The sequence below is a fragment of the Neisseria sp. P0021.S007 genome (assembly GCF_051956855.1).
The window spans coordinates 414240-436502 of the sequence record NZ_JBQCXA010000001.1 but is presented as its reverse complement, the minus strand read 5'-3'; the positions used below and the strand labels follow the sequence as shown (position 1 = coordinate 436502).

Below are 22263 nucleotides of genomic sequence, written 5' to 3'. Positions count from 1 at the left end.
CATAGGCCGTCTGAAAAATTTTCAGACGGCCTTTAGCGATCAAATAGATTTTCAATTTTACTGGATACAGGTTTAAAAGAATATAAGCCCTTACATTCAGACGGCCACGCCGGCCAGTTTTCCAATAAATCCGGTTATCACCAATGCCGCAACGCCCCATAGGCACACGCGCAAAACGGCGGGAACAACAGGCGCGCCACCGAGTTTGGCGGAGACATAGCCTAGTCCTGCCAGTCCGCACAAAGTGGAAACTGCCAAGGCCGGAACAATGGCGCTAGAAGCTGTCAATGCGACCAGTAACGGCAAAATCGCGCCGGCACAAAATGAAGCGGCAGAAGCCAGCGCAGCCTGCATGGGACGGGCGGAAGAAGCTTCGGTAATGCCGATTTCGTCACGCGCGTGGGCGGCGAGCGCATCGTGTTCCATCAAGGCTTTGGCCACCTCTGCGGCAAGCGCATCGGACAAACCGCGGAGGCGGTAAATTTCCGTCAGCTCTTCCAACTCCGCATCAGGATTATTTGCCAACTCAAAACGCTCTTTGTGTAAATCGGCTTTTTCCGTATCCGATTGGCTGGACACAGAAACGTACTCCCCCGCCGCCATTGATACTGCGCCCCCGATAAGCGCCGAAACGCCCGTCAACAGCAGGGTTTGGAAATCAGGCGCGGCAGCGGCTACGCCCGTCAACAGCGAGGCAGTGGAAATCAGGCCGTCATTGGCACCCAATACGCTTGCCCGAAGCCAGTTGTTGCGGTCGCTGAAATGGCGTTCGCTGTGGTGTGAATACATATATGCTCCGATAAATTGGCTGTTTCCAGATGATGATAACATTGTATTGTTTTTTGAAATCAATGTCAGTTTATCCCTTCAAATCAAGCATTCTTAAATCTTTCTGCTGCCATTTCAAACCATAAAACCAACACTCCTCTTTGGATTTTTTCAGACGGCCTTAACGCTTTTACAAGCAAATTTATTGTTCCAAGTCATGGCATTATCACAAGGCAGTTTTGTGCTGCTTGGTTTATTCGTTTAAAGATGCTATCTTTATGAATCTTTCCACTCCTCAATCCATTGAAAGGATGTATCATGGCCGAAGAAAACAAAATCAAAGTAAACGATTTGCCTGAAGATAAAAAAGAGCAAACCGAAGAAACCGAGCTGCCCGTTATCAACAACGAAGAAAAACGCGGCGGTCATGGCGAAGGCGGTTGCTGCGGCGCATGCGGCGGCTAATCTTCCCGACAAAGCCCCCAAGGCCGTCTGAAAAGTCTTACTTTTCAGACGGCCTTTTCCTTTCTAAACAATTACAGGTAAATCAATGAAAGGATGCGGGAGAAGAATTTAAACCCAACCGCGTTTGTGCTACATTCACATCTTTACAAACCACAACAATCTGCACACGCAGACACACAAGGAAGAAAAAAATGTTTTGGTATATCGTCAGCTTTTTCGCCATTATCGTTTCCCTGCTCGCCCTCTGGGTCAACGCCAGCGCGTTCGGTATGCAGGATGACGGAACGCCACAATCCGAATATGAAAAAATGTTGGGCCTGGGTGCGAAGCTGAAAGACAAAGATACGGTTGCCAAGGAACGCGAAGCAGCGCGCCTTCACCCTGACGATTAAGCCTTACCGACTGGACAATCTTGCCAAACTGGGCTAATGTTCCAAACGCATAACGCACACCAACACAACTATACGAGAAGGTAAGAGAAATGACTGTACGAATCGAACACGATTTATTGGGCGACCGCGAGATCCCTGCTGAAGTATATTGGGGCATCCATACTTTGCGCGCCATTGAAAACTTTAAAATTTCCACGCAAAAAATTTCCGACGTACCGCAATTTGTCCGCAGCATGGTCATGGTTAAAAAAGCCACCGCGCAAGCCAACGGCGCATTGGGTGCCATCAAGCCGGAAATCGCGGCCGCCATCGAAAAAGCCTGCGATGAAGTATTGGTCAAAGGCCGCTGCCTCGACCAATTCCCGTCCGACGTTTATCAAGGCGGCGCCGGTACTTCGGTCAACATGAATACCAACGAAGTCATTGCCAACCTCGCATTAGAAGTCTTGGGTCACGAAAAAGGCCACTACGACATCGTCAATCCGATGGACCATGTTAACGCCAGCCAATCCACCAACGACGCCTACCCTACCGGCTTCCGCCTTGCCGTGTATTACAGCATCGGCGAATTGCTCGACAAACTGGCCATCTTGAAAAACTCTTTTGCCGCAAAAGCCGAAGAGTTTAAAGATGTTTTGAAAATGGGCCGCACCCAGCTTCAAGATGCCGTGCCGATGACTGCCGGACAAGAGTTTCAATCTTTCCAAGTGTTGTTGGAAGAAGAAATCCTCAACCTCGACCGTACCCGCTCCCTACTGCTTGAAGTCAACCTCGGCGCCACAGCCATCGGTACCGGCGTGAATACGCCTAAAGGCTATGCGGCTTTGGTTGTTGAGAAACTCTCCGAAGTCAGCGGCCTGCCTTGCAAACTGACTGAAAACCTGATCGAAGCGACCTCCGACTGCGGCGCATATGTGATGGTACACGGCGCATTGAAACGCACAGCCGTCAAACTGTCTAAAATCTGTAACGACTTGCGCCTGCTCTCTTCCGGTCCGCGCGCTGGTTTGAAAGAAATCAACCTGCCTGAATTGCAGGCCGGTTCTTCCATTATGCCTGCCAAAGTCAATCCCGTGATTCCCGAAGTCGTCAACCAAGTCTGCTTCAAAGTCATCGGCAACGACACCACCATCACTTTCGCAGCCGAAGCAGGTCAGTTGCAGCTGAACGTTATGGAGCCGGTCATCGCCCAATGTATGTTTGAAACTATTTCCCTCTTGGGCAATGCCGCGGTCAACCTGTCCGACAAATGCGTCAAAGGCATTACGGTCAACCGCGAAATCTGCGAACACTACGTCTTCAACTCCATCGGTTTGGTCACTTATCTGAACCCATACATCGGCCACCGCAATGGCGACTTGGTCGGAAAAATCTGCGCCCAAACCGGCAAAGGCGTGCGCGAAGTCGTACTGGAGCGCGGCCTGTTGAGCGAAGAAGAGCTCAACCGCATCCTCTCTCCAGAAAACCTGATTAATCCTCATCTGTAATTAGGATTTGAAATCAAAGGCCGTCTGAAACTTTAACGTTTAAAGTTTCAGACGGCCTTTTCGTATTGATATTGATATTTATCGAATTTTTTTTGCGAAATTCAGAATTAAAAGATAGCCTGACCGTCAGGTTTGATTTAACATGGTGTTGCCCCAGCCTGTTTCCTCCTTAAGGTTATGCCGGTAATGATGCCTCAAAAGGAACCGGATATTGGAATAACATCTTCATTTATTAGGAAAACCAGATGAATCAAATTACACGCGAACAAATGCTGCAAGTATTCGAAAATCGCTGCTCCACCCGTTATTACGATCCCAACAAAAAAATCAGCCAAGAAGATTTTGCAGCGATTCTAGAATTTGCCCGCCTCTCCCCAAGCTCCGTCGGCTCCGAGCCATGGAAATTCTTGGTGATTCAAAACAAAGCCCTGTGTGAGAAAATCAAGCCTTTCAGCTGGGGGATGCAATCGCAACTGGATGACTGCAGCCATCTGGTGATTATCCTTGCCAAGAAAAATGCCCGTTACGATACCCCGTTCTTCCGCAGTGTTGCCGAACGCAGGGGCCTGCAAGGAGAGCAACTGGAAAAAGCATTGGCAAGATACAAAAGCTTCCAAGAAACCGACATTAAAATTGCCGACGACCAACGCGCACTCTTTGACTGGAGCGGCAAGCAGACCTATATTGCTTTGGCCAATATGCTTACAGGTGCAGCGGCCATCGGCATCGATTCCTGCCCAATCGAAGGCTTCAACTACGACAAAATGAACGAAGTATTGGCAGCAGAAGGCCTGTTTGATGCCAACGAATGGGGCGTATCCGTAGCGGCAACATTCGGCTATCGCGCCAAAGAAATCACTAAAAAATCACGCAAGCCGATTGATGAAATGGTGACTTGGGTCGAATAAGTAGTTTGTATTCTCAGGGCGGCAAAACCGCCCTTTTACTTTTCCAAAAAGAGAAGCAAATTCCGTAACAACAAATACTTCTAAATTTAAAATCAGAAGGCCGTCTGAAACCATGTGTCAGAAATCCTAGATTTCATTTCACACCGTTTCAGACGGCCTGATTTAATACGCTTCTACTTAAAACGATACTTTCAAACTGCCGTAGAAGGCACGGCCATGCTCGTTGTAGGTCTGCGCGCCGTTGCCGGTGCGGTACAGTTTTTTGTCGAACAGATTGCTGATGCCGCCGCGCACGGCCACGCGTTTGTTCCAGTTGTAACCGGCGTTGATGCCCCAGATGCTGTATCCGCCCAAAACGGTTTGGTTGCGGGCTGAAGCCAGGGTTTCTCCGCTGCCGCCGCTGCCGCTTTGTTCGATGTTGTTGATGGCGACCGAACGCGGTTTGGTGCGGCCGTATTGGGTGAAGGTCAGGTTGGCGTCAAAGCGTTCGTTCGGCGTCCAGGCCAGCGTGCTGTTGATAGTGAACTTCGGAATCAGCGACAGGGGGTTGCCTTTGTAGTCTTCCGATTTCTGCATGTAGGTGAAGTTGTTGCTCCATTTCAGCGTGTTGTGCAGGGGGATGACGAGGTTGCCCTCCAGGCCGGAAACAGTCGCCCTCGGTGAGTTGTCCCATTGGTAGAGGATGCCTGAGCTGGTGCTGCTGCGGGCTATGATTTCCGTGCCGGTGATGATTTTGTTGCGGTAGGCATTGTGGAAGTAGGTTGCCGAGGCCTGCCAGCCGTTTTTTTCGAATTCGATGCCGATTTCCTTATTGACGCTGGTTTCGGGTTTTAGGTTGGCATTGCCCATAAAGTAGCAGTGTGGGTCGCTGCCCAATTCCACGGGGCAGCCGTTACCGCGCGTGTACAGGATGAATTCGGGGTTGCTTTGGTACAGGTTGGGGGCTTTGTAGGCGCGCGCGATGCCGCCTTTGACCAGCCAGTTTGCGCCGATCTGCTGGGAGAAGTTGAGCGCGGGACTCCAGTTGCCGCCGCTTTTGCTGTTGTGGTCGTAGCGCAGGGACGGTATCAGTTTGGTGGACGGGGTCAGCGAAATATTGTCTTCGACATAGATTGCCTTGTTCTGCTGCGATGTTTTGCCGCCACGTATGGCGGAAACGCCCGGGAAGGTCGATGTTTGGCCTTGGTCGGTAAAGCCTTGGCGGTTGGATGAGGGATCGTCCAGTTTGCTGTCGGTAAATTCCGCACCGACGGTCAGTACGTTTTCTACGCCGAGTTTGAACGGTATGTTGGCCTCGCTGCTGAAACGCAGGTTTTTCAGACGGCTTTGGACGTATTCCGTGCCGACATAGCTGCCCTCAGGCCCGCCTGCCAAACCTTCGGGCAGGTGGCTGTTGGTGGTGCGTTCGTAGCTCAATACGTTTTTGGTGTCGCCCCAGTCCCACGCGCCGTCATGGGTCAGGGCGTAGGAGGAACGGTAGAGGCGAGCGGTTTCCTTAATGCCGCTCCGGTAAATTTCGCGCAGGGTCGAATCGGTGTCGGAAATCACCACGCCTGTGGCAGTATCTGTAATGACGGTCCGTGTATTGGCAGCATTGGAATTTTGCGAATCGCCGTTGTAGATATTGCCCTGACGGCTGTAGCTGCTGTCTAAAATCAGGGTTTGTGACGGACTGATTTTCCATTGTAGGCGGCCGGCTATGTCTTTATTCTTCACACCTTCCACCCCTGCCGCTCCATAGGTGGTGTTGGTAACAGTGCGGGTTTGTCCGGCAGGCACAACGACACGTCCGCGTTCCCGTATCGGGCCGTTTTTCGTAGTAACAGTGGTGATAGAATCGCGGTTAATGTCTGTGGAATCGGCATCGGTTTTGTTGAAATTGCCGTAGATACGGAAGCCCAATACGTCTTGGATAATCGGCCCGCCAAGGTTGAAGCCGACACGGTTGGTTGCCCCTTCCTTGCTGTCTTGCGGCTGGTTAGTGTAATAGTTCACTGATCCTTTGAATTCTTTCGGTACTTTTTTGGTGACAATGTTGACCACGCCGCCCATCGCACCCGAGCCATAACGCGTTGCCGCCGGACCGCGCAAAACGGTGATGGATTCAATTTCTTCAACCGGCACCCAGTTGCTGTCGCCGCGCGTATTGCGTTCGCCGCGCATACTGATACGCTCGGATTGGCGCGAGTTCACAGGCTTGCCGTCAATCAGAATCAATGTGTTTTCAGGGCCCATACCGCGCAAGTCGATTTGGCGTTTGTTGCCACGCTGACCCGTCGCTGTATTGCCGGTCAGGTTGACGCCCGGCATGGTGCGGACAAATTCGGAAATATCGTTGACGGCCGGACGCTTGTCAATGTCGTCTTTCGAAATACGCGATACGCCGAGCGATTGCTGCAACTGCTTCTCGGCAGTAACGTAAACGGTATCGACTTCAGCCTGCTCAACTGCTTTCTCTTCAGCTGCGTGTGAGAATGCACTAATTAACGCCAAAGGCAAAATGGCGAGTGTGAATGTTTTCATTGCATCGTTTCTCTTTAACTTTGTTTGTTAAAAATCAAAATAAAAATTATTCGAGATTTTAAATAAACTTAACAGAGTTTTCAATGCAATTAAGAGTGATTTACAATTATTCGTTAAATTAAGCCAATAAAAATAACCAAATGCCTAATAATTAAAAAGGCCGTCTAAACCGGCATGAAAGGGAATCTGAGATTTCCATCATACCGTTCAGACGGCCTTATTCAAATTTTAATTATTTGCCTGCTGCTTTTTGCAAAAGGGCATACAATTCGTCTTTGAGTTTGAGTTTGGCTTTTTTCAGCTCCTCGATTTCTTCGGCGCCGCTGGTTACCACGTTATTCACCAAACCGGTAATTTTATCGTCCAGCTCGTTGTGCTCCTCAAACAAACGGGCAAAGTGTGCATCCTCTTGTTTCAGTTTAGAAATCAGATCGCGATATTCTGGAAACATTTTGTTTTCCTCTCTTGTTAATTAAATAAAAAAGTACTGCTGCCAAAAACTAGGACGAATTAATCTTTAGCTTCATTATAACAAACACGGGCGTTTTATCCAGTCTTTTTTAAGCCGAAACTGTTTTATGTCAAAATTAATAATATCACCATTAGCCATCGTCCCAATGGAAAGAAACAGGTTTCTAGACGGTTTGCCGACTTGGGCATACAATCGGGCTTATGCGTTTACACAATGGCCGAACCACCCTATTCCGTCATATCAACGGCATGGACGGACAATTTATCCTGCTTGAAAACCATCCTTCATGGATGCCGGTCAATGATGCCGATTTCAACCATGCTGCCCCCTTGCCTGACGGTTTGGCCGTGCACGAAGAATCATTTTATCCATTTGAAAAAATAGATGCCGCCGAATCGGCAGACAATATCAAAATCTTCAGCGAAGAAGCTCTACGGTTGGAGAAAGAACGATTAAATGCAGTAGCCTTGGTAGAACTGGCAAAAAATCTTAAAGCCGCCCAAGCCGAATCCGATTTGGTCGCACTTCTGGAAAAAATGGATTTTCATTTAAAACAAGATGATATTTTCAAATAAACCCTTCAATCTCAGGCCGTCTGAAACCAAACACCCGACACAATTGTTGACAATGCAAGAAAAATAGTTCATCTTGAACCAATCCGCAGCACTCCATCCCATATTTTCAGCCCATCACAAAGGAATCGAGAACATGTTTTCAAAAAGCGTTACCCTCGCACAATATGACCCCGATTTGGCAGCAGCCATCGCCCAAGAAGACAAGCGCCAGCAAGACCACGTCGAGCTAATCGCCTCTGAAAACTACGTCAGCTGTGCCGTTATGGAAGCCCAAGGTTCGCAATTGACCAACAAATACGCCGAAGGCTATCCTGGCAAACGCTACTACGGTGGCTGCGAATACGTTGATATTGTCGAACAATTGGCGATTGACCGCGCTAAAGAGTTGTTTGGCGCAGAATATGTCAATGTCCAACCGCACTCCGGCTCGCAAGCCAACCAAGCCGTATATGCTTCAGTTTTGAAACCGGGCGACACCATTTTGGGCATGTCTCTGGCACACGGCGGCCACTTGACCCATGGCGCAAGCGTTAACATCTCCGGCAAACTCTACAACGCCATTACTTATGGTTTGGATGAAAACGAAGTTCTCGATTATGCCGAAGTAGAACGCTTGGCGCTTGAACACAAACCTAAAATGATTGTGGCCGGCGCATCTGCCTATGCGCTACAAATCGATTGGGCAAAATTCCGCGAAATCGCCGATAAAGTCGGCGCATACCTCTTTGTCGACATGGCGCACTATGCCGGCCTGATTGCCGGCGGCGAATATCCTAACCCCGTACCATTCTGCGACTTCGTAACCACCACCACCCACAAAACCCTGCGCGGCCCTCGCGGCGGTGTGATTTTGTGCCGTGACAATACCCACGAAAAAGCGCTGAACTCTTCTATCTTCCCAAGCCTGCAAGGTGGTCCGTTGATGCACGTTATCGCTGCCAAAGCCGTGGCGTTTAAAGAAGCGTTGCAACCTGAGTTCAAACAATACGCAAAACAAGTGAAAATCAATGCTGCCGCTATGGCGGAAGAGTTGGTTAAACGCGGTTTGCGCATCGTTTCCGGCCGTACTGAAAGCCACGTTTTCCTCGTTGACCTGCAACCGATGAAAATCACCGGCAAAGCCGCCGAAGCCGCTTTGGGCAAAGCTCATATCACCGTCAACAAAAACGCCATCCCGAACGATCCGGAAAAACCATTCGTTACCTCCGGCATCCGCATCGGCTCCGCCGCCATGACCACACGCGGCTTTAACGAAGCCGACGCGCGCGTATTGGCAAACTTGGTTGCCGACGTATTGGCCAACCCTGAAGACGAAGCCAACCTCGCCAAAGTCCGCGAACAAGTGACTGCTTTGTGCAATAAATATCCGGTTTACGGCGCATAAGCATTTCGCCTTGGATAAAATAACAGGCCGTCTGAAACTTCAGACGGCCTTTTTTTATTGCAACTTTCTTTTAAATTTCAAAACTGTTTGTTTCACTGACTTTGCGTATCATGCCTGCTGCGACAGTATGGTTGGTGGCTTCGTCAATCAAAATAAACGCGCCTTGTGCATGGTTGTCTTCGTATGCGGCAGCAGAAAGCGGCTGCTGGGTTTTGAGGCTGACGCTGCCGATGTCGTTGAGCTTGAGCGTTTCGGCGGATTCGACGCGGCTGAGGGTGTTCACGTCCCAAACATAGGCAATTTCGCTGATTTTTACGGGCGTGGTTTGGGTAGTGTGCTTCAGCAAATATTTGCGGCGCAGATTGAGCGGAATATCGTCAAACCAGCAAAGCGCGGCTTGAAATTGTTGTTCGGGAACAATGGCGCTGTCGGCTGAAACAATACTGTTGCCGCGTGAAATATCGATATCGGTATCCAAAACGACAGTCAACACTTCCCCTGCCTCGGCAGATTCGGTTTTGCCGTTTGGATTGTAGATTTCGGCGATTTTGGCGGTGTGTCCGCTAGGCAGGACTTTGATTTCGTCTCCGGTTTTCAGACGACCTGCTTCCAGCCTGCCTTGATAGCCGCGGAAGTCGTCGCTGCTGCTGCCGTCTTGCCGTGCGACGCGCTGTACGGGGAAGTGGGTGGCTTGGTCGGCGGCGTTTTGGCGGTTGACGGGCAGGCTTTCGAGCAGGGGTAAAAGCGGCAAACCTTGATACCACGGGGTTTGGCTGCTGGCGTTGACGATGTTGTCGCCTTTTAACGCGCTGATGGGCAGGAAGTGGATTTGGGCTTGGAGACCGATTTGTTCAGCCAGTTTGCGGTAGGCTGCGGTAATGGCCTGATATTTGGTTTCGTCGAAGTCGAGCAGGTCGAGTTTGTTGACGGCGACGATGACGTTGGGGCAGCCCAAGAGTTTCAGAATCGCGCTGTGGCGTTTGGTTTGCGGCAGAAGGACGGGTTCGCTGCCGGAAAAATCGACGCGCGTTGCGTCTATCAGGACGATGGCGGCATCGGCGGTCGATGCACCCGTTACCATGTTGCGGGTGTATTGCTCGTGTCCCGGCGTGTCGGCAATAATGAATTTGCGTTTGGGCGTGGCGAAATAACGATAGGCCACGTCAATGGTAATGCCTTGTTCGCGCTCGGCGGCAAGGCCGTCTGTCAAACTGGCAAAATCAGGCGTTTCGCCGTTTTCAGTGGCACGGTTGAGCTTGTCAATCTGGTCGGTCAGTAAGGTTTTGCTGTCGTAGAGCAGGCGGCCGATGAGGGTGGATTTGCCGTCATCGACACTGCCAGCGGTAATGAAGCGTAAAAGCGGAGCGGAAGCTACGGTCATGATTCTTTCCCATTTCTCGTGATTTCTCAAACTGACTGCTACTTTAAACAGGCCGTCTGAAAATGGGAAAGAATGTTTGGTTGTTAAAAAAGCTGTTTTCGTTATATCGCAAAACTATGGGATATTACCTCACACCATCCGTTTTCTCCGGGTCGCCAACCAACATACAATCGACCCTAAGCACACCATTCCCGCACCCTGCCAAAATGTCATGGACAAAGGCGCGCTAATCAAAAATGATGACACTACCGCAGACAATACCGGAATGAAATAAGATGCGCCTGCCAATACGGTCAGGTTGCCGCGCGAAATACCGATATTCCACACTGCATAGCCCAAGCCCATACAAGACGCGGCGGCAACGGCATAGCCGAGCGATACGGAATCAAAACTCAACGTATCCGCGCCGCTGAGAAAATACTCTATCCACAACAATATCGACACCAGCGCAAAGAAAAAGCCGACGCTGCTGCCTTCCGCTTTCACGCGCGCCGTCAGCGTACAATATGCCGCCCAAAACACCGCATCCGCAAATGCCATGATGTAGCCGCCGGGATTGGTGCGGACATTGTGGTAGATGCCGGAAATTGACAAGCCGACATCGCCGCCCAATACAGTGGCAATCCCTAAAAACGACAGCACAAAGCCGATGACTATCCACCATTTTGACGGCTGTTTGTTGAAATATACCGCTCCGACGATGGTAAACGTCGGCCACAAATAATTGACCATGCCGATTTCCACCGCCTGTCTCGCGTTTTGCGCAAAACCGACCGAGAGCGACAAACACAGTTCGCAGCCGACAAAAAACACACTCGCCCAAAACAGATAGCTGCGGTTGTAATTGCGTAAATGCGGCCGGCCGAAAATCAGCCAAATCAATACGGTGGACAGGGTGTACATCATTGCCGCTCCGCCCACTGCCCCCATATGCAGGCTCAAAGAGCGTATCAGAGAAATGACAAAGCTCCACAAAGCAACGGCAAGCAGCCCGATGGCAGTGGCTTGTTTAGAGGAGATGTTTTGAGATAAGAAATGAATCATGGCGTATGTGCTGAAGATGGTTTTATTAGGTTTATCGTAGTTTGAATATATCGTTTCTACATTAATTATTTTAACGGTTTCAAGGCCGTCTGAAAATGATTGTTTCAGACGGCCCTCCATTTGCAATTAGTCCTAAACATGACTATAATCCGCATCCAATTAGTCAATATTGAGACCAATTTATGAATCAGCTCGACCAACTCGGCATGCGTATCAGCCACATAGACAGCGCATTTGACCAATGGATTAAACAGCAAAACACCAACTACAATACCTTCGCCGTTCTCTACACCTTGGCCACCGAAGGCAGCCGCACTCAAAAACACATAGGCGAAGAATGGAGCCTGCCCAAGCAAACCGTTTCCGGCACATGCAAAACGCTGGCGGAACAAGGCTTGCTGACATTTCACGAAAGCGAACAAGACAAACGCGAACGCTTATTGTCGCTGACCGAGCAAGGCAAAGAATCCGCCGCACCATTGGTGCAAAACATGCAGGAATTCAGCAAACGAATTTTTACCGCCTTCGGTGAAAAACGTGCAGCCCGACTGTTTGCCGATTTGGACGCGTTGGCCGAATTAATGGCGCAAACCCTCAATACTAAATAAGGAAGGAGGGCAACCATGTGGAAAATGTTGAAACACATCGGTCAAACACACCGCCGCAAACTCATCACAACCTTCTCTCTCGTCGGCTTGGATAATCTGCTCTTGCTGGTATATCCCGTGTTTGGAGGCTGGGCGATTAATGCCGTTATGGAAGGCAACGTCTGGCAGGCAATGTTGTATGGTGTGGTGGTCTTATTAATGTGGATAATCGGCGCCGCCCGAAGGATAGCCGATACGCGTACATTTACCAAAATCTATACTGAAATAGCCGTCCCGGTCGTTTTGGAACAGCGCAAGCGAGAAGTACCGCATTCCGCCATTACCGCACGCGTTGCCCTATCGCGCGAGTTTGTCAGTTTTTTTGAAGAACACCTGCCCATCGCTGCTACTTCGCTGGTCTCCATCTTCGGTGCATGTATGATGTTGCTGATATTGGAATTTTGGGTGGGCGTATTGGCTGTCGCGATACTTGCCCTGTTTTTATGGTTGCTGCCGCGTTTTGCCGCCATCAGCGAAAACCTATATTTCCATTTAAACAATCGGTTTGAACGCGACAACCACCTTATCCGCGACGGCAACGAGCATCAGCTCTACCGCCACTATGGCTGGTTTGCCAAACTACGCGTGCTGATTTCCAACCGCGAAGCCTTAGGCTATCTCAGTATCGGCATGGCGATGAGCGTATTGTTCGGCTTCGCCTTTATACACATGACGCTTAAAGGCTACGGAAGCGCCGGCCATATCTATTCCGTCAGCACTTATTTATGGATGTTTGCAATGAGCTTGGACGATGTACCGCGCTTGGTCGAACAATACTCCAATCTAAAAGATATCGGACAACGCGTTGAACTCTCGGAAGAAAACAATCTTTCTAAGGCCGTCTGAAACCTTAACACACTATCAGGACATATTATGAGTTGGTTTTATTTAATCTTAGCCGGTATGCTGGAAATCGGCTGGCCATTGGGCTTGAAGCTGGCACAACAGGAAGGCTACCGCTGGCATGGCTTTGCCGCCGCGCTTGCCTGCATCGTCGGCAGCGGATACTTCCTTTACCTTGCCCAAAAAAGTATTCCGATGGGTACAGCCTACGCCGTCTGGACAGGCATAGGCGCGGCAGGGGCTTTTTTGGTAGGCGTTGTATTTTTCAACGATGCTGCCAACTTCGGCCGCTGGCTTGGCGCATTTCTCATCATCTCCGGCGTCGTAGTGATGAAACTCTCCAGCGGAAACTGAAAATCTCGTTTCTATCCAATCCAAGGCCGTCTGAACGAGCATGTTCAGACGGCCTAATACCTTCCCGAATATAACGAAATCATCTTAAATTAAAACCAAGCATTCTTTCCTTTTTTCAGACGGCCTGTTTAAAGTGGCGATTGTCCATTATTCAAACAATCGGTTATAGCCGTCCAACAAAGGAATCCAAATGAGCCAAGCCAATCCGCTTCCACCCGAACTCTCCGTCCAACTCTCCACCCTATCCCCCACCCAACTTGCCTGGCTCTCTGGCTATTGCTGGGCGCAAAGCCAAGGCGTATCCGGAGCAGCAGCCGAACCATCTGCCCTGCAAGCAGCCGCCTCGACAGTCGGCCGCCGCGTATTAGTCCTCTCCGCCTCACAAACAGGCAATGCCCGTAGCGTTGCCGAATCATTACACACCAAACTTCAAGCCGCCGGCGTAGAAGCCCGCCTCAGCAGCACAGGCGATTTCAAAAGCAAGACCCTGCCCGACGAAGACATCGTGCTTTTAGTTACCTCCACCCAAGGCGAAGGCGAACCGCCCGAAGAAGCCCTGCCCCTGTACAAATTCATCTACGGCAAAAAGAAACCTGAACTCAGCAAACTCACCTTTGCCGTCTTAGGCCTTGGCGATTCCTCCTATCCCAACTTCTGCCAAGCAGGCAAAGACTTTGATGCCAAATTTGCTGAACTGGGCGCAGGCCGTCTGAACGACTTGGGCATTTGCGACTTAGAATTCCAAGCCGATGCCGACGCATGGATTGCCGCCGTCGTACCCAAAGTAGCCGAATTAACCGCCCAAGCAGCAAGCCCAAGTATAACCGCTGCACCAAACAGTTCAGCAACACCAAGCAACGACGCCATTTATACCAAAGAAAAACCCTACACAGCCACCCTATCCGTGCGCCAAAAAATTACCTCGCGCGATGCGGAAAAAGACGTCGAACACATCGAAATCGACCTCAGCGGCTCAGGTTTGCATTATCAGGCAGGCGACGCACTCGGCGTATGGCCGCTTAATGCCGCCGACCTCGTCCAAGAAATCCTCGACCTCAACCAACTGACCGGCAGCGAAACCGTCCAACTTTCAGACGACCGCGAAACCGACATCCGCACCGCCCTGACCGAATCCGCAGACATCACCCAAAACACACCGGCATTCGTCCAACAATACGCCGAATTAACAAACAACGAAGAACTCAAAACCATAGTCGCAGATAAAGCCCAACTGGATGCCTACCTCGCCGCCACACCGCCCGTAGGCGTATTTGCCGCCCATCCACACCCACTGGACGCACAAACCCTATACAGCCTATTCCGCCCACAAACCCCGCGCCTTTACTCCATCGCCTCCGCCCAAGACGAAGTCGGCGAAGAAGTCCACCTTACCGTAGGCGTCGTCCGTTTCAACCACTACGACCACACCTACACCGGCGCAGCATCTGGCTACTTGGGCGAACGCCTCGAAGAAGGCAGCGAAATCCGTGTCTTTGTCGAACCCAACCCCAACTTCCGCTTGCCCCAAAACGGCGACACTCCCATCATCATGATTGGCGCAGGCACAGGCGTCGCCCCCTTCCGCTCCTTTATGCAACAACGCGCAGCCAATGGCGACAGCGGCAAAAACTGGCTCTTCTTCGGCAACCAACGCCTGGCCGACGACTTCCTCTACCAACTCGAATGGAGCGATTGGCGCAAAGACGGCCTCCTCACCCGCGCCGACCTCGCATGGAGCCGTCAAGGCGAATACAAAGTCTACGTCCAACACAAAATCACCGAACGCGCCGCCGAAGTTTGGAACTGGCTGCAACAAGGCGCACACATCTACGTCTGCGGCGACGCCGCACGCATGGCACGCGATGTCGAAAACGCCCTGATCGAAGTCATCGAAACCCAAGGCAAACTCAGCCGTGACGAAGCCGAAGACTACCTCAACGACCTGCGCGAAGACAAACGCTACCAACGCGACATTTATTGATTGGATAAACAAAAATAAAGGCCGTCTGAAATTCAGTTTTCAGACGGCCTTTTTAAAGAGCCTGCTCGGATTGTTATCAATTCACCCGGTTTTGCATTATAATTGTGCAAATTTGACTCACTCGAAAGAAAATAAATTGGAAGGATTACAACAACTTGTAGATTTATTGGTGGGTTTTGTCGATTGGATATTGAAATTACTGGCATTCTTGTTTTAAACTACGTTCCATTCTTTTATACATTAAAGACGTATTTTCATCATGCAAACCGCGCAACGCTCTGCTACTTTCTTCTATTGGTACCACACAAACGTGCGGTACTTTTTTGCGCTTGTCTAAAACAGACCAAATTGAAAATACGCAAATTAGAGCCGCCTCATTTGAGCGGCTTTTTTTATACCCACCATGGCCGCTTAAATCCACCCATTTTTAAGAAATAAGGAATACAGCCATGACTGCCTCAACTAAAATCCACAGCCAAACACAAATGTTACACACCTGCCGCATGGTCGTTGACAGCAACAGCCACCACAGCATGCTCAACATGCACACTTTGCCTGATTCGCCTGACAGCCTCATCAGCGAAGCCCTGATTCCGCAAGTACGCACCATCGCGACCTTGATTGCCGCAGAGCGCCACGACTTCAATCAAAGCAGCCCCAACGTTTTTACTGATGAAGCGGATTTCTTCGCAGCGCGTATTTTGGTTTTGGGCGTACGCCGTTTCCATTTGGATATTACCCTGTTGCCCATGCTCAAAACCGCCAACAAACGCGCCGAAGCTTTCGCCAAACGCCATCACATGCCCTTCTCTCCCGCTGAAATGCAAATGTCCCTGCACACCCGCCGCCCTGCCAACCTGCTGATTATCGAAACCGAACACGAAATGCCCGCACTGGGCAATCTGGCTGCCAACAGCCGTGCATTTGCAGCGCAACTTTCCAATATTATTTTGTAAAACTACTTGAAAAACAGGGAAATGGTTTAATATTAGGCGAACACACTCCGCCGAAATCTCGGCAAAGACAAACTTCTCTCAGGAAAAACAATGAAAAAACTGATTGCCTTAGCCGCCCTTTCCACTTTTGCCCTTGCTGCCTGCAAAGACAATACCCAAGCGCAGCTTGAGCAGCAACAAAAACAAATCGAAGCATTACAACAACAGTTGGCACAACAAAACGGCCAACAAGAAGACAATACGGTTTACCAGCTCACGCCTGAAGCCGTGAAAGACACCATTCCTGCCGAGGCACAAGCTAACGGCAACAACGGCCAACCGGTAACCGGTACAGACGGCCAACAATATATCTACGACCAATCCACCGGCAGCTGGCTGCTGCAAAGCTTGGTGGGCGCGGCAGCCGGTGCATTTATCGGCAACGCATTGGCCAACAAATTCACACAGGCAAGCAATCAAAACAGCCCGATTGCACGTCAAGCCCGTGCCAACTATTATCAAACCGCACGTCCAAACAGACGCACCAGCCAACAGCTGAATACGCGCACCCTGCGTGCCCAGCAACAAAACGCTCAACAGCAACAGCGTTACCGCGAAACCGCGCGTCAGCCTTCCAACTACCGCCGCCCAAGTATGGGTCGGGGCTTTGGCCGCCGTCGCTGATTCGGTTTATATTCCATCTTTAATATAAATACGCACAATATAAAAGGCCGTCTGAAAATCTGATTTTCAGACGGCCTTTGGTTTTCTCTATTTTCTTATTGTAGACTTGCGGATCTGGTTGTATGCATTATGCCCAGAAGTCTCGCGGAGCGTCCAATACAGGTTTGACGATGCCGGTACGGATGGCAAAATCGCCAAAACCTTCATCATCTAAACGGTTTCGAGACCAATCTGCCACCCAGCCTTCGACAATTTCAAGGATTTCAGGTTCGGTAATGTTTTCTTTAAACAAACGAGGAATGCGGGTGCCTTCACGGTTGCCGCCTGCGTAAAGGTTGTAGCGGCCGACCGCTTTACCGACCAAACCGATTTCTGCCAGCATGGCGCGGCCGCAACCGTTGGGGCAACCGGTTACGCGCAAAACGATGTATTCGTCTTCCAAACCATATTTGGCGAACATTTCGTCAATTTTATCGGAGAATGTTGGTAGGAAACGCTCAGCCTCCGCCATTGCCAACGGACAGGTCGGCAAGGCAACGCAGGCCATCGAGTTCTCACGCTGGATGGTAATCGATTTGCTGATAAGGCCATGGTCTTTGGCGATTTTATCAATCGTGTCTTTCAATTCGGGCGGTACATTGGCAACCACCAGATTTTGGTTTGCCGTCAGACGGAAGTCGCCGGGATGGATTTTAGCAATTTCGCGGATACCTGTTTTCAACGGCCTACCGGGATAATCGAGCAGACGGCCGTTTTCAATAAACAAAGTCAAATGCCAGTTGCCTTCATGCCCTTGTACCCAGCCGATGTGGTCGCCGCGATGCGTAAATTCGTAAGGGCGGATAGGTTCAAATTTAATGCCCATGCGCCTTTCGACTTCTTCTTTGAACACATCTACGCCGACGCGTTGCAGCGTATAGCGTGTACGCGCTGCTTTGCGGTCGCTGCGGTTGCCCCAGTCGCGCTGGGTGCTGACAACAGCTTCAGCGGCGTTGAGGGTGTATTCGAGCGGAACGAAACCAAATTCGTAAGAAATGTTCGGATAAGTTTTGGTATTACCGTGTTCGCTGGATAAGCCGCCACCGACCAATACATTGAAGCCCACCAACTTGCCGTTTTCTGCAATCGCCACAAAACCCAAATCGTTGGAATGAATGTCCACATCGTTGTCGGGCGGAATTACGACGGCAGTTTTAAATTTGCGCGGCAAATAGGTTTTACCCAAAATCGGCTCGACCTCATCAGCAATTTCTTTATTACGCGGCTCGGTCGGCTCGGTTGTAAACACTTTTTCACCGTCCAGCCAGACATCGGCATATGCCATGGTACGCGGCAGAAGGTGCATACTGATGCGCGCCGCCCATTCATAGGCTTCTTGATGCAACGTGCTTTGCACCGGATTGCTGGTACACAACACATTGCGGTTGACATCGCTGGCTGTGGCAATGGAATCCAAACCAAGTTTGTGCAATGCCTGATGTGCCTGTTTTAAATCGGTTTTCAAAATGCCGTGGTATTGAAAGGTTTGACGGTTGGTCAGGCGGATAGAGCCGTAAATCGTATTTTCACCGGCAAATTTGTCAATACCCAGCCACTGCTTCGGCGTAATGATGCCGCCGGGCAAACGGCAACGCAACATCATGTTTTTTAAGGGTTCAAGTTTTTGTTCGGTACGCTCGGCACGGATATCGCGGTTGTCCTGTTCGTACATGCCATGGAAACGGATAAGTTGAAAGTTGTCGGCAGTAAAGCCGCCGGTAAAATTGTCTTTCAACTCCTCCTTAATCGTACCGTGCAGATAATCGCTGCGCTCTTTCAAGGCTTCGTTGCCGGACAAAGGCGTCTCAGGCAGCTTGGCTCGTGGATCGGTTGTGGTAGCAGTCATTGAAGCACTCCTTATTTTTGGTATAGGCGTTACTTTAATGAGGCCGTCTGAAAATGAGAAAGAATGGTTTGTTTGTTTTAAAGACGATTTTGTTATATTGGCAAAATATCGCACTAACTTATAGACAATTTGAATTTACTATATTTATGTTCTGACTGATGAACGTTGGCAGATCAAAAATAAACTAAATCGATGGCTTACATCATTAGCCTGCGTCAAGCCCGATTTTAATTAAATCCACTATAATCCATTATCTTCCACGGACTTAAACCGTAAAAATACAGCAAGCAAACTTTATGCCTCACTCCCTTATACGCACCTTCGCACAAACCTTTGGTTTTCCCTATACAGAAACGTTGCAGAAACTGCCCCCACTGGAAGGTAACCGTCATCTACATTTGGGTGCATTAGCCGACTTCTACCGCCATATGGACGGCATATGGCATTCCGACAATCTACTTGCCAATTATTGGCTGGAGATGGAAACTCTGTTTTTACAATGGGTGACTTATCCCAAATTGCCCAACAGTTGGCACGATTGGGCCTTCGGCTGGGATAGGAAGACCAAGCAATATCTGCCTACACAAGGCTGGCGTGAAGAATGGGCGATATTTGGCATAATGTTTGACGATTCAATTCTTTTTGCTGATACCACCGCTCCCGGCAGTCCTGTTTATTGGTTGATAATAGGTTACGGTACAATAGAAAAACGCCGCCTTATCGCCCCTTCCGTAGCAATACTAATGCAAACCTTATTGGCAATTTATGATTTTGAGCGCGAATGGCGGAAAGCAGGCGGGGAGTTCTACGATGAAGAAAGCTGCGACATACCTCCAGAATTATATTCTGCTCTGCATGATTTACTACAACGGGAACTGCCACCAGAATGCGCGGCAGGATTTGAAAAAGCGTTTTGGGGCTGATGCTGTAATTGCAATCTAGAAAACCTATTCTCTAGCCGTCTGAAATTTCGGCTTTAGGGAACAATTATTTAAAATAATATGATTGATTCGTTTGAAATATCAGTTTGAAAATGCTTGAAGGATTGATAGGCTGCTGAGATATGAAAAGGCCGTCTGAAAATCTGATTTTCAGACGGCCTTGATATTGGATGGGGCAAACCGATTAGGCTTGTTTGTTCCAACGTTCGATAGATTCTTTGATGACTTGTTTCGCTTCTTCTACATCGCCCCAATATTCAACTTTAGTGGTACCTGCTTTTTTCAGGTCTTTGTAGTGGTTGAAGTGGAACTCGATTTGTTTGATCAGTTGTTGCGGCAAATCGGCCAAAGTTTTGTAGGCGTTGCCGTTGTTACGGTCGTCGGCCGGAACGCAGACGATTTTGTCATCCACTTCGCCGTCGTCAACGAATTTCATCACACCGATAACGCGTGCTTCCAGGAAAATACCGGTTGCCAAAGGCTGCTCGGTCACCAGCAATACATCCAATTCGTCGCCGTCTTCGTCCAAAGTTTGCGGAATGAAGCCGTAGTTGGTCGGTTTGGCGAAAATTGCCGGTTCAACGCGGTCGAGTTGGAAAGCGGCCAGTTTGCGGTTCCATTCGATTTTGTGGTTGCTGCCCGCAGGGATTTCGTTGACAACGTTGATGATGCCGCCGTCCACATCGCCCGGGGTCAGGATTTTATTGAAGTCTGCCATGATGGTTTCCTTTGATTTTAAATAGAGTCAAACGGCGAAAGTATAGCAAACCCAAGGCCGTCTGAAAATGTGAAACTGTCGTATTCAGACGGCCTTTTTGGCATTCAGCCTTTTGACCAGTTCTAAAATTGCGCGTTTATTGGAAGGCGAAAACACTTTTTCTGCCGCTTCTTCCGCACTAAACCAACCGTAGGCAACGTGTTCGTCCGGTTGCAGGACGATAGGCGTATCGCGCGGAATTTGGGCGGAGAAGATGTGTTCGCGGTTTTCAAAAACGCCTTTGGGATAGCGATGGCGCCAGTGATGATAGATTTCATAAACGGTGCTGTCGTGCCAGTTTTCCAGCTGTCCGTCTGCAAGGCGGATACCGGTTTCTTCCCACACTTCGCGCCATGCGGTTTCTTCGATACGCTCGCCCTCTTCCAAGCTGCCGGTAACCGACTGCCAAAAACCTTGCGGCGCCGTGCGTTCAATCAGCAGGATATTGCCGTCTTTATCATACAAAACAACCAAAGCGGAAACGGGATACTTCAAAGGCTTACTGCTCATGACTTGTCCTTGCCGGTTTGGTTGGGGAGGCTGATTTTTTGTAGTAAGTAAGCCAAAAGGTTTTCCATGTATCACTCAAAAATGGGAAATTGATATTCAGACGGCCTTTGCCGGAAATCCGCAAAGGCCGTCTGAAATTATACCTGATTTAACTGCGCCAGTTTCCGAGACACCAGCTCTGCCGCTTCTTCCGGCGAGTTGGCTTTAAATCCTGCTTCACCAAAATACGAAATTTTAGGCAAATCACACAAAAACTTATCGACGTCTTGCGCCGTCAAAAAACGGCCGTGCAAATCGAATCCGACATTTAAAGCACGCCCTTTGATTTCCGCCACCCTGTCATGCAAATGGCCGTACAAGTGATACCAGCCCTGATAGCAGCCGTCCCATTCCTGAATCGGATAGTGAAAGAGAACCAGTGTATTCTTAATTTCCGGCAATTTGAGTTTCAAATACGGCAGTATGGACGACAGCAGCGGATGGCCGTCATGCTTGGTTTGGCTGCGGAAAAAATCGGCATACTGCCGAATCACATGATCATGATTGCCGTAAATCAAGTGATGTTGCCCGTTTAACCGCGACAAAACGCGCTCTATCTGCTTATGGTCTTGGGCAAAGGAAAAATCGCCCAAGTTGTACACCGTATCTTCAGGCGTAACGGTTTCATTCCATATCCGGATTAAAAATTCATCCATCTGCTCCACGTTATCGAACGGTCGAAATTGGGGGCAGAATTTAGCGATGTTTTTATGTGAGAAATGTAGGTCTGATGTGAAGTAGGTTTTGCTCATACCGTGCTTTCTGCGTTGCAGGCTTGAATCGTATCACGCGCGGGCGTATGCTGAGTAATGTTTATTGTGTGCTTCAAGGAGTTTTTATGCGTTTGGTTATTGCCGCGCCGGCCAACGGCGCAATATTGAAAGACGCGCTCAAAGCGCATCTGCAAAACGACCCGCGCGTCAGCAGCTTGGTCGATTTATCCTCGCCCGAAGGGACCTATCCGCAACTCTCGTTTGCCGCGGCCGAAGAAGTCGCGGCAGGACGCGCCGACCGTGCGCTGTTGATTTGCGGCACCGGCGTGGGTACGGCAATCGCCGCCAATAAGGTGCGCGGCATACGGGCGGCAACGGCGCATGATTTACTCACGCTCCACGGCTCGGTGGAAAACTATGATGCGCAGGTTTTATGTATGGGGCAAAACGTGATTGCCGCTCCGGCTGCTTGGGCATTGGTCGATATCTGGTTGGACTTGCGTCACGACACAAACAGCGGCTATGCACCTAAAGTCGGTGAAATTGAAGCATACGAGCGCGGAAAATAAATACAT

23 protein-coding genes are annotated in these 22263 nt (G+C 49.8%); 14 read left to right on the top strand and 9 right to left on the bottom strand.

Annotated features, from left to right (window positions below; genetic code table 11):
* Positions 1-96: 96 nt before the first annotated feature.
* Entirely contained in the window at positions 97-789 is a 693-nt protein-coding gene (locus tag ACTHUR_RS02060; RefSeq protein ID WP_004519991.1) for a VIT1/CCC1 transporter family protein, read from the bottom strand.
* A gap of 297 nt (positions 790-1086) precedes the next feature.
* On the opposite strand from ACTHUR_RS02060, the gene ACTHUR_RS02055 reads away from it, so the two are divergent.
* The 4 genes from ACTHUR_RS02055 to ACTHUR_RS02040 all read left to right on the top strand — a co-directional run bounded on the left by ACTHUR_RS02055 (position 1087) and on the right by ACTHUR_RS02040 (position 4020).
* A complete protein-coding gene (locus ACTHUR_RS02055; RefSeq protein ID WP_049336812.1) occupies positions 1087-1233 on the top strand; it encodes a hypothetical protein in 147 nt (48 codons plus the stop codon).
* A gap of 191 nt (positions 1234-1424) precedes the next feature.
* The gene (locus ACTHUR_RS02050) at positions 1425-1625 is read left to right on the top strand and encodes a hypothetical protein (protein ID WP_004519993.1); all 201 of its coding nucleotides are present in this window, start codon (positions 1425-1427) and stop codon (positions 1623-1625) included.
* Between the two features lie 89 nt (positions 1626-1714).
* Positions 1715-3112 carry an aspartate ammonia-lyase gene (aspA, locus tag ACTHUR_RS02045; RefSeq protein WP_049336813.1) on the top strand — a complete coding sequence of 466 codons (1398 nt, stop codon included), beginning with the start codon at positions 1715-1717 and terminating at the stop codon, positions 3110-3112.
* 245 nt (positions 3113-3357) lie between these two features.
* Positions 3358-4020, top strand: coding sequence for an NAD(P)H-dependent oxidoreductase (locus ACTHUR_RS02040; protein ID WP_070588404.1), 663 nt, complete (start codon positions 3358-3360; stop codon positions 4018-4020).
* Positions 4021-4197: 177 nt separating this feature from the next.
* Here ACTHUR_RS02040 and ACTHUR_RS02035 read toward each other — a convergent pair whose 3' ends face one another.
* Positions 4198-6543, bottom strand: a complete 2346-nt coding sequence (locus ACTHUR_RS02035) for a FepA family TonB-dependent siderophore receptor (protein ID WP_049336815.1) — start codon at positions 6541-6543, stop codon at positions 4198-4200.
* A 232-nt stretch (positions 6544-6775) separates the two neighbouring features.
* Positions 6776-6994, bottom strand: a complete 219-nt coding sequence (locus tag ACTHUR_RS02030; protein WP_003746288.1) for a YdcH family protein — start codon at positions 6992-6994, stop codon at positions 6776-6778.
* Between the two features lie 221 nt (positions 6995-7215).
* On the opposite strand from ACTHUR_RS02030, the gene ACTHUR_RS02025 reads away from it, so the two are divergent.
* Both ACTHUR_RS02025 and glyA read left to right on the top strand, forming a co-directional pair.
* The gene (locus ACTHUR_RS02025) at positions 7216-7590 is read left to right on the top strand and encodes a hypothetical protein (protein WP_039862199.1); all 375 of its coding nucleotides are present in this window, start codon (positions 7216-7218) and stop codon (positions 7588-7590) included.
* A 133-nt stretch (positions 7591-7723) separates the two neighbouring features.
* A complete protein-coding gene (gene glyA, locus ACTHUR_RS02020; protein ID WP_004520001.1) occupies positions 7724-8974 on the top strand; it encodes a serine hydroxymethyltransferase in 1251 nt (416 codons plus the stop codon).
* Between the two features lie 70 nt (positions 8975-9044).
* Here glyA and ACTHUR_RS02015 read toward each other — a convergent pair whose 3' ends face one another.
* Positions 9045-10355: a sulfate adenylyltransferase subunit 1 gene (locus ACTHUR_RS02015; RefSeq protein WP_049336816.1), complete on the bottom strand. Its 1311-nt coding sequence runs from the start codon at positions 10353-10355 to the stop codon at positions 9045-9047.
* 129 nt (positions 10356-10484) lie between these two features.
* Positions 10485-11399 (bottom strand): aromatic amino acid DMT transporter YddG, encoded by a 915-nt coding sequence (yddG, locus tag ACTHUR_RS02010; RefSeq protein ID WP_039862220.1) that lies wholly within the window; start codon positions 11397-11399, stop codon positions 10485-10487.
* Between the two features lie 182 nt (positions 11400-11581).
* On the opposite strand from yddG, the gene ACTHUR_RS02005 reads away from it, so the two are divergent.
* The 6 genes from ACTHUR_RS02005 (at position 11582) to ACTHUR_RS01980 (ending at position 16843) form a co-directional block, all read left to right on the top strand.
* On the top strand, positions 11582-12007 hold the full coding sequence (locus ACTHUR_RS02005; RefSeq protein WP_070588400.1) for a MarR family winged helix-turn-helix transcriptional regulator: 426 nt from the start codon (positions 11582-11584) through the stop codon (positions 12005-12007).
* Positions 12008-12022: 15 nt separating this feature from the next.
* Positions 12023-12892 carry an ABC transporter six-transmembrane domain-containing protein gene (locus tag ACTHUR_RS02000; RefSeq protein ID WP_070588398.1) on the top strand — a complete coding sequence of 290 codons (870 nt, stop codon included), beginning with the start codon at positions 12023-12025 and terminating at the stop codon, positions 12890-12892.
* A gap of 27 nt (positions 12893-12919) precedes the next feature.
* A complete protein-coding gene (locus tag ACTHUR_RS01995; protein ID WP_004520006.1) occupies positions 12920-13243 on the top strand; it encodes a DMT family transporter in 324 nt (107 codons plus the stop codon).
* Positions 13244-13433: 190 nt separating this feature from the next.
* A complete protein-coding gene (locus ACTHUR_RS01990) occupies positions 13434-15224 on the top strand; it encodes an assimilatory sulfite reductase (NADPH) flavoprotein subunit (RefSeq protein WP_440361125.1) in 1791 nt (596 codons plus the stop codon).
* A gap of 449 nt (positions 15225-15673) precedes the next feature.
* Positions 15674-16180 (top strand): hypothetical protein, encoded by a 507-nt coding sequence (locus tag ACTHUR_RS01985; protein WP_003685697.1) that lies wholly within the window; start codon positions 15674-15676, stop codon positions 16178-16180.
* Between the two features lie 90 nt (positions 16181-16270).
* The gene (locus ACTHUR_RS01980; RefSeq protein WP_004520009.1) at positions 16271-16843 is read left to right on the top strand and encodes a hypothetical protein; all 573 of its coding nucleotides are present in this window, start codon (positions 16271-16273) and stop codon (positions 16841-16843) included.
* 127 nt (positions 16844-16970) lie between these two features.
* Here ACTHUR_RS01980 and cysI read toward each other — a convergent pair whose 3' ends face one another.
* Positions 16971-18728, bottom strand: coding sequence for an assimilatory sulfite reductase (NADPH) hemoprotein subunit (cysI, locus tag ACTHUR_RS01975; RefSeq protein WP_070695666.1), 1758 nt, complete (start codon positions 18726-18728; stop codon positions 16971-16973).
* A gap of 296 nt (positions 18729-19024) precedes the next feature.
* On the opposite strand from cysI, the gene ACTHUR_RS01970 reads away from it, so the two are divergent.
* Positions 19025-19651, top strand: a complete 627-nt coding sequence (locus tag ACTHUR_RS01970) for a hypothetical protein (protein WP_004520011.1) — start codon at positions 19025-19027, stop codon at positions 19649-19651.
* Between the two features lie 202 nt (positions 19652-19853).
* Here ACTHUR_RS01970 and ACTHUR_RS01965 read toward each other — a convergent pair whose 3' ends face one another.
* From ACTHUR_RS01965 to ACTHUR_RS01955, 3 genes are all read right to left on the bottom strand, one after another.
* Positions 19854-20387 (bottom strand): inorganic diphosphatase, encoded by a 534-nt coding sequence (locus ACTHUR_RS01965; protein WP_004520013.1) that lies wholly within the window; start codon positions 20385-20387, stop codon positions 19854-19856.
* A gap of 84 nt (positions 20388-20471) precedes the next feature.
* Positions 20472-20936: a dihydroneopterin triphosphate diphosphatase gene (gene nudB / locus ACTHUR_RS01960; protein ID WP_004520014.1), complete on the bottom strand. Its 465-nt coding sequence runs from the start codon at positions 20934-20936 to the stop codon at positions 20472-20474.
* Between the two features lie 137 nt (positions 20937-21073).
* Positions 21074-21727 (bottom strand): metallophosphoesterase, encoded by a 654-nt coding sequence (locus ACTHUR_RS01955; protein WP_004520016.1) that lies wholly within the window; start codon positions 21725-21727, stop codon positions 21074-21076.
* A gap of 86 nt (positions 21728-21813) precedes the next feature.
* On the opposite strand from ACTHUR_RS01955, the gene ACTHUR_RS01950 reads away from it, so the two are divergent.
* The gene (locus tag ACTHUR_RS01950; protein ID WP_039862203.1) at positions 21814-22257 is read left to right on the top strand and encodes an RpiB/LacA/LacB family sugar-phosphate isomerase; all 444 of its coding nucleotides are present in this window, start codon (positions 21814-21816) and stop codon (positions 22255-22257) included.
* Positions 22258-22263 lie beyond the last annotated feature (6 nt).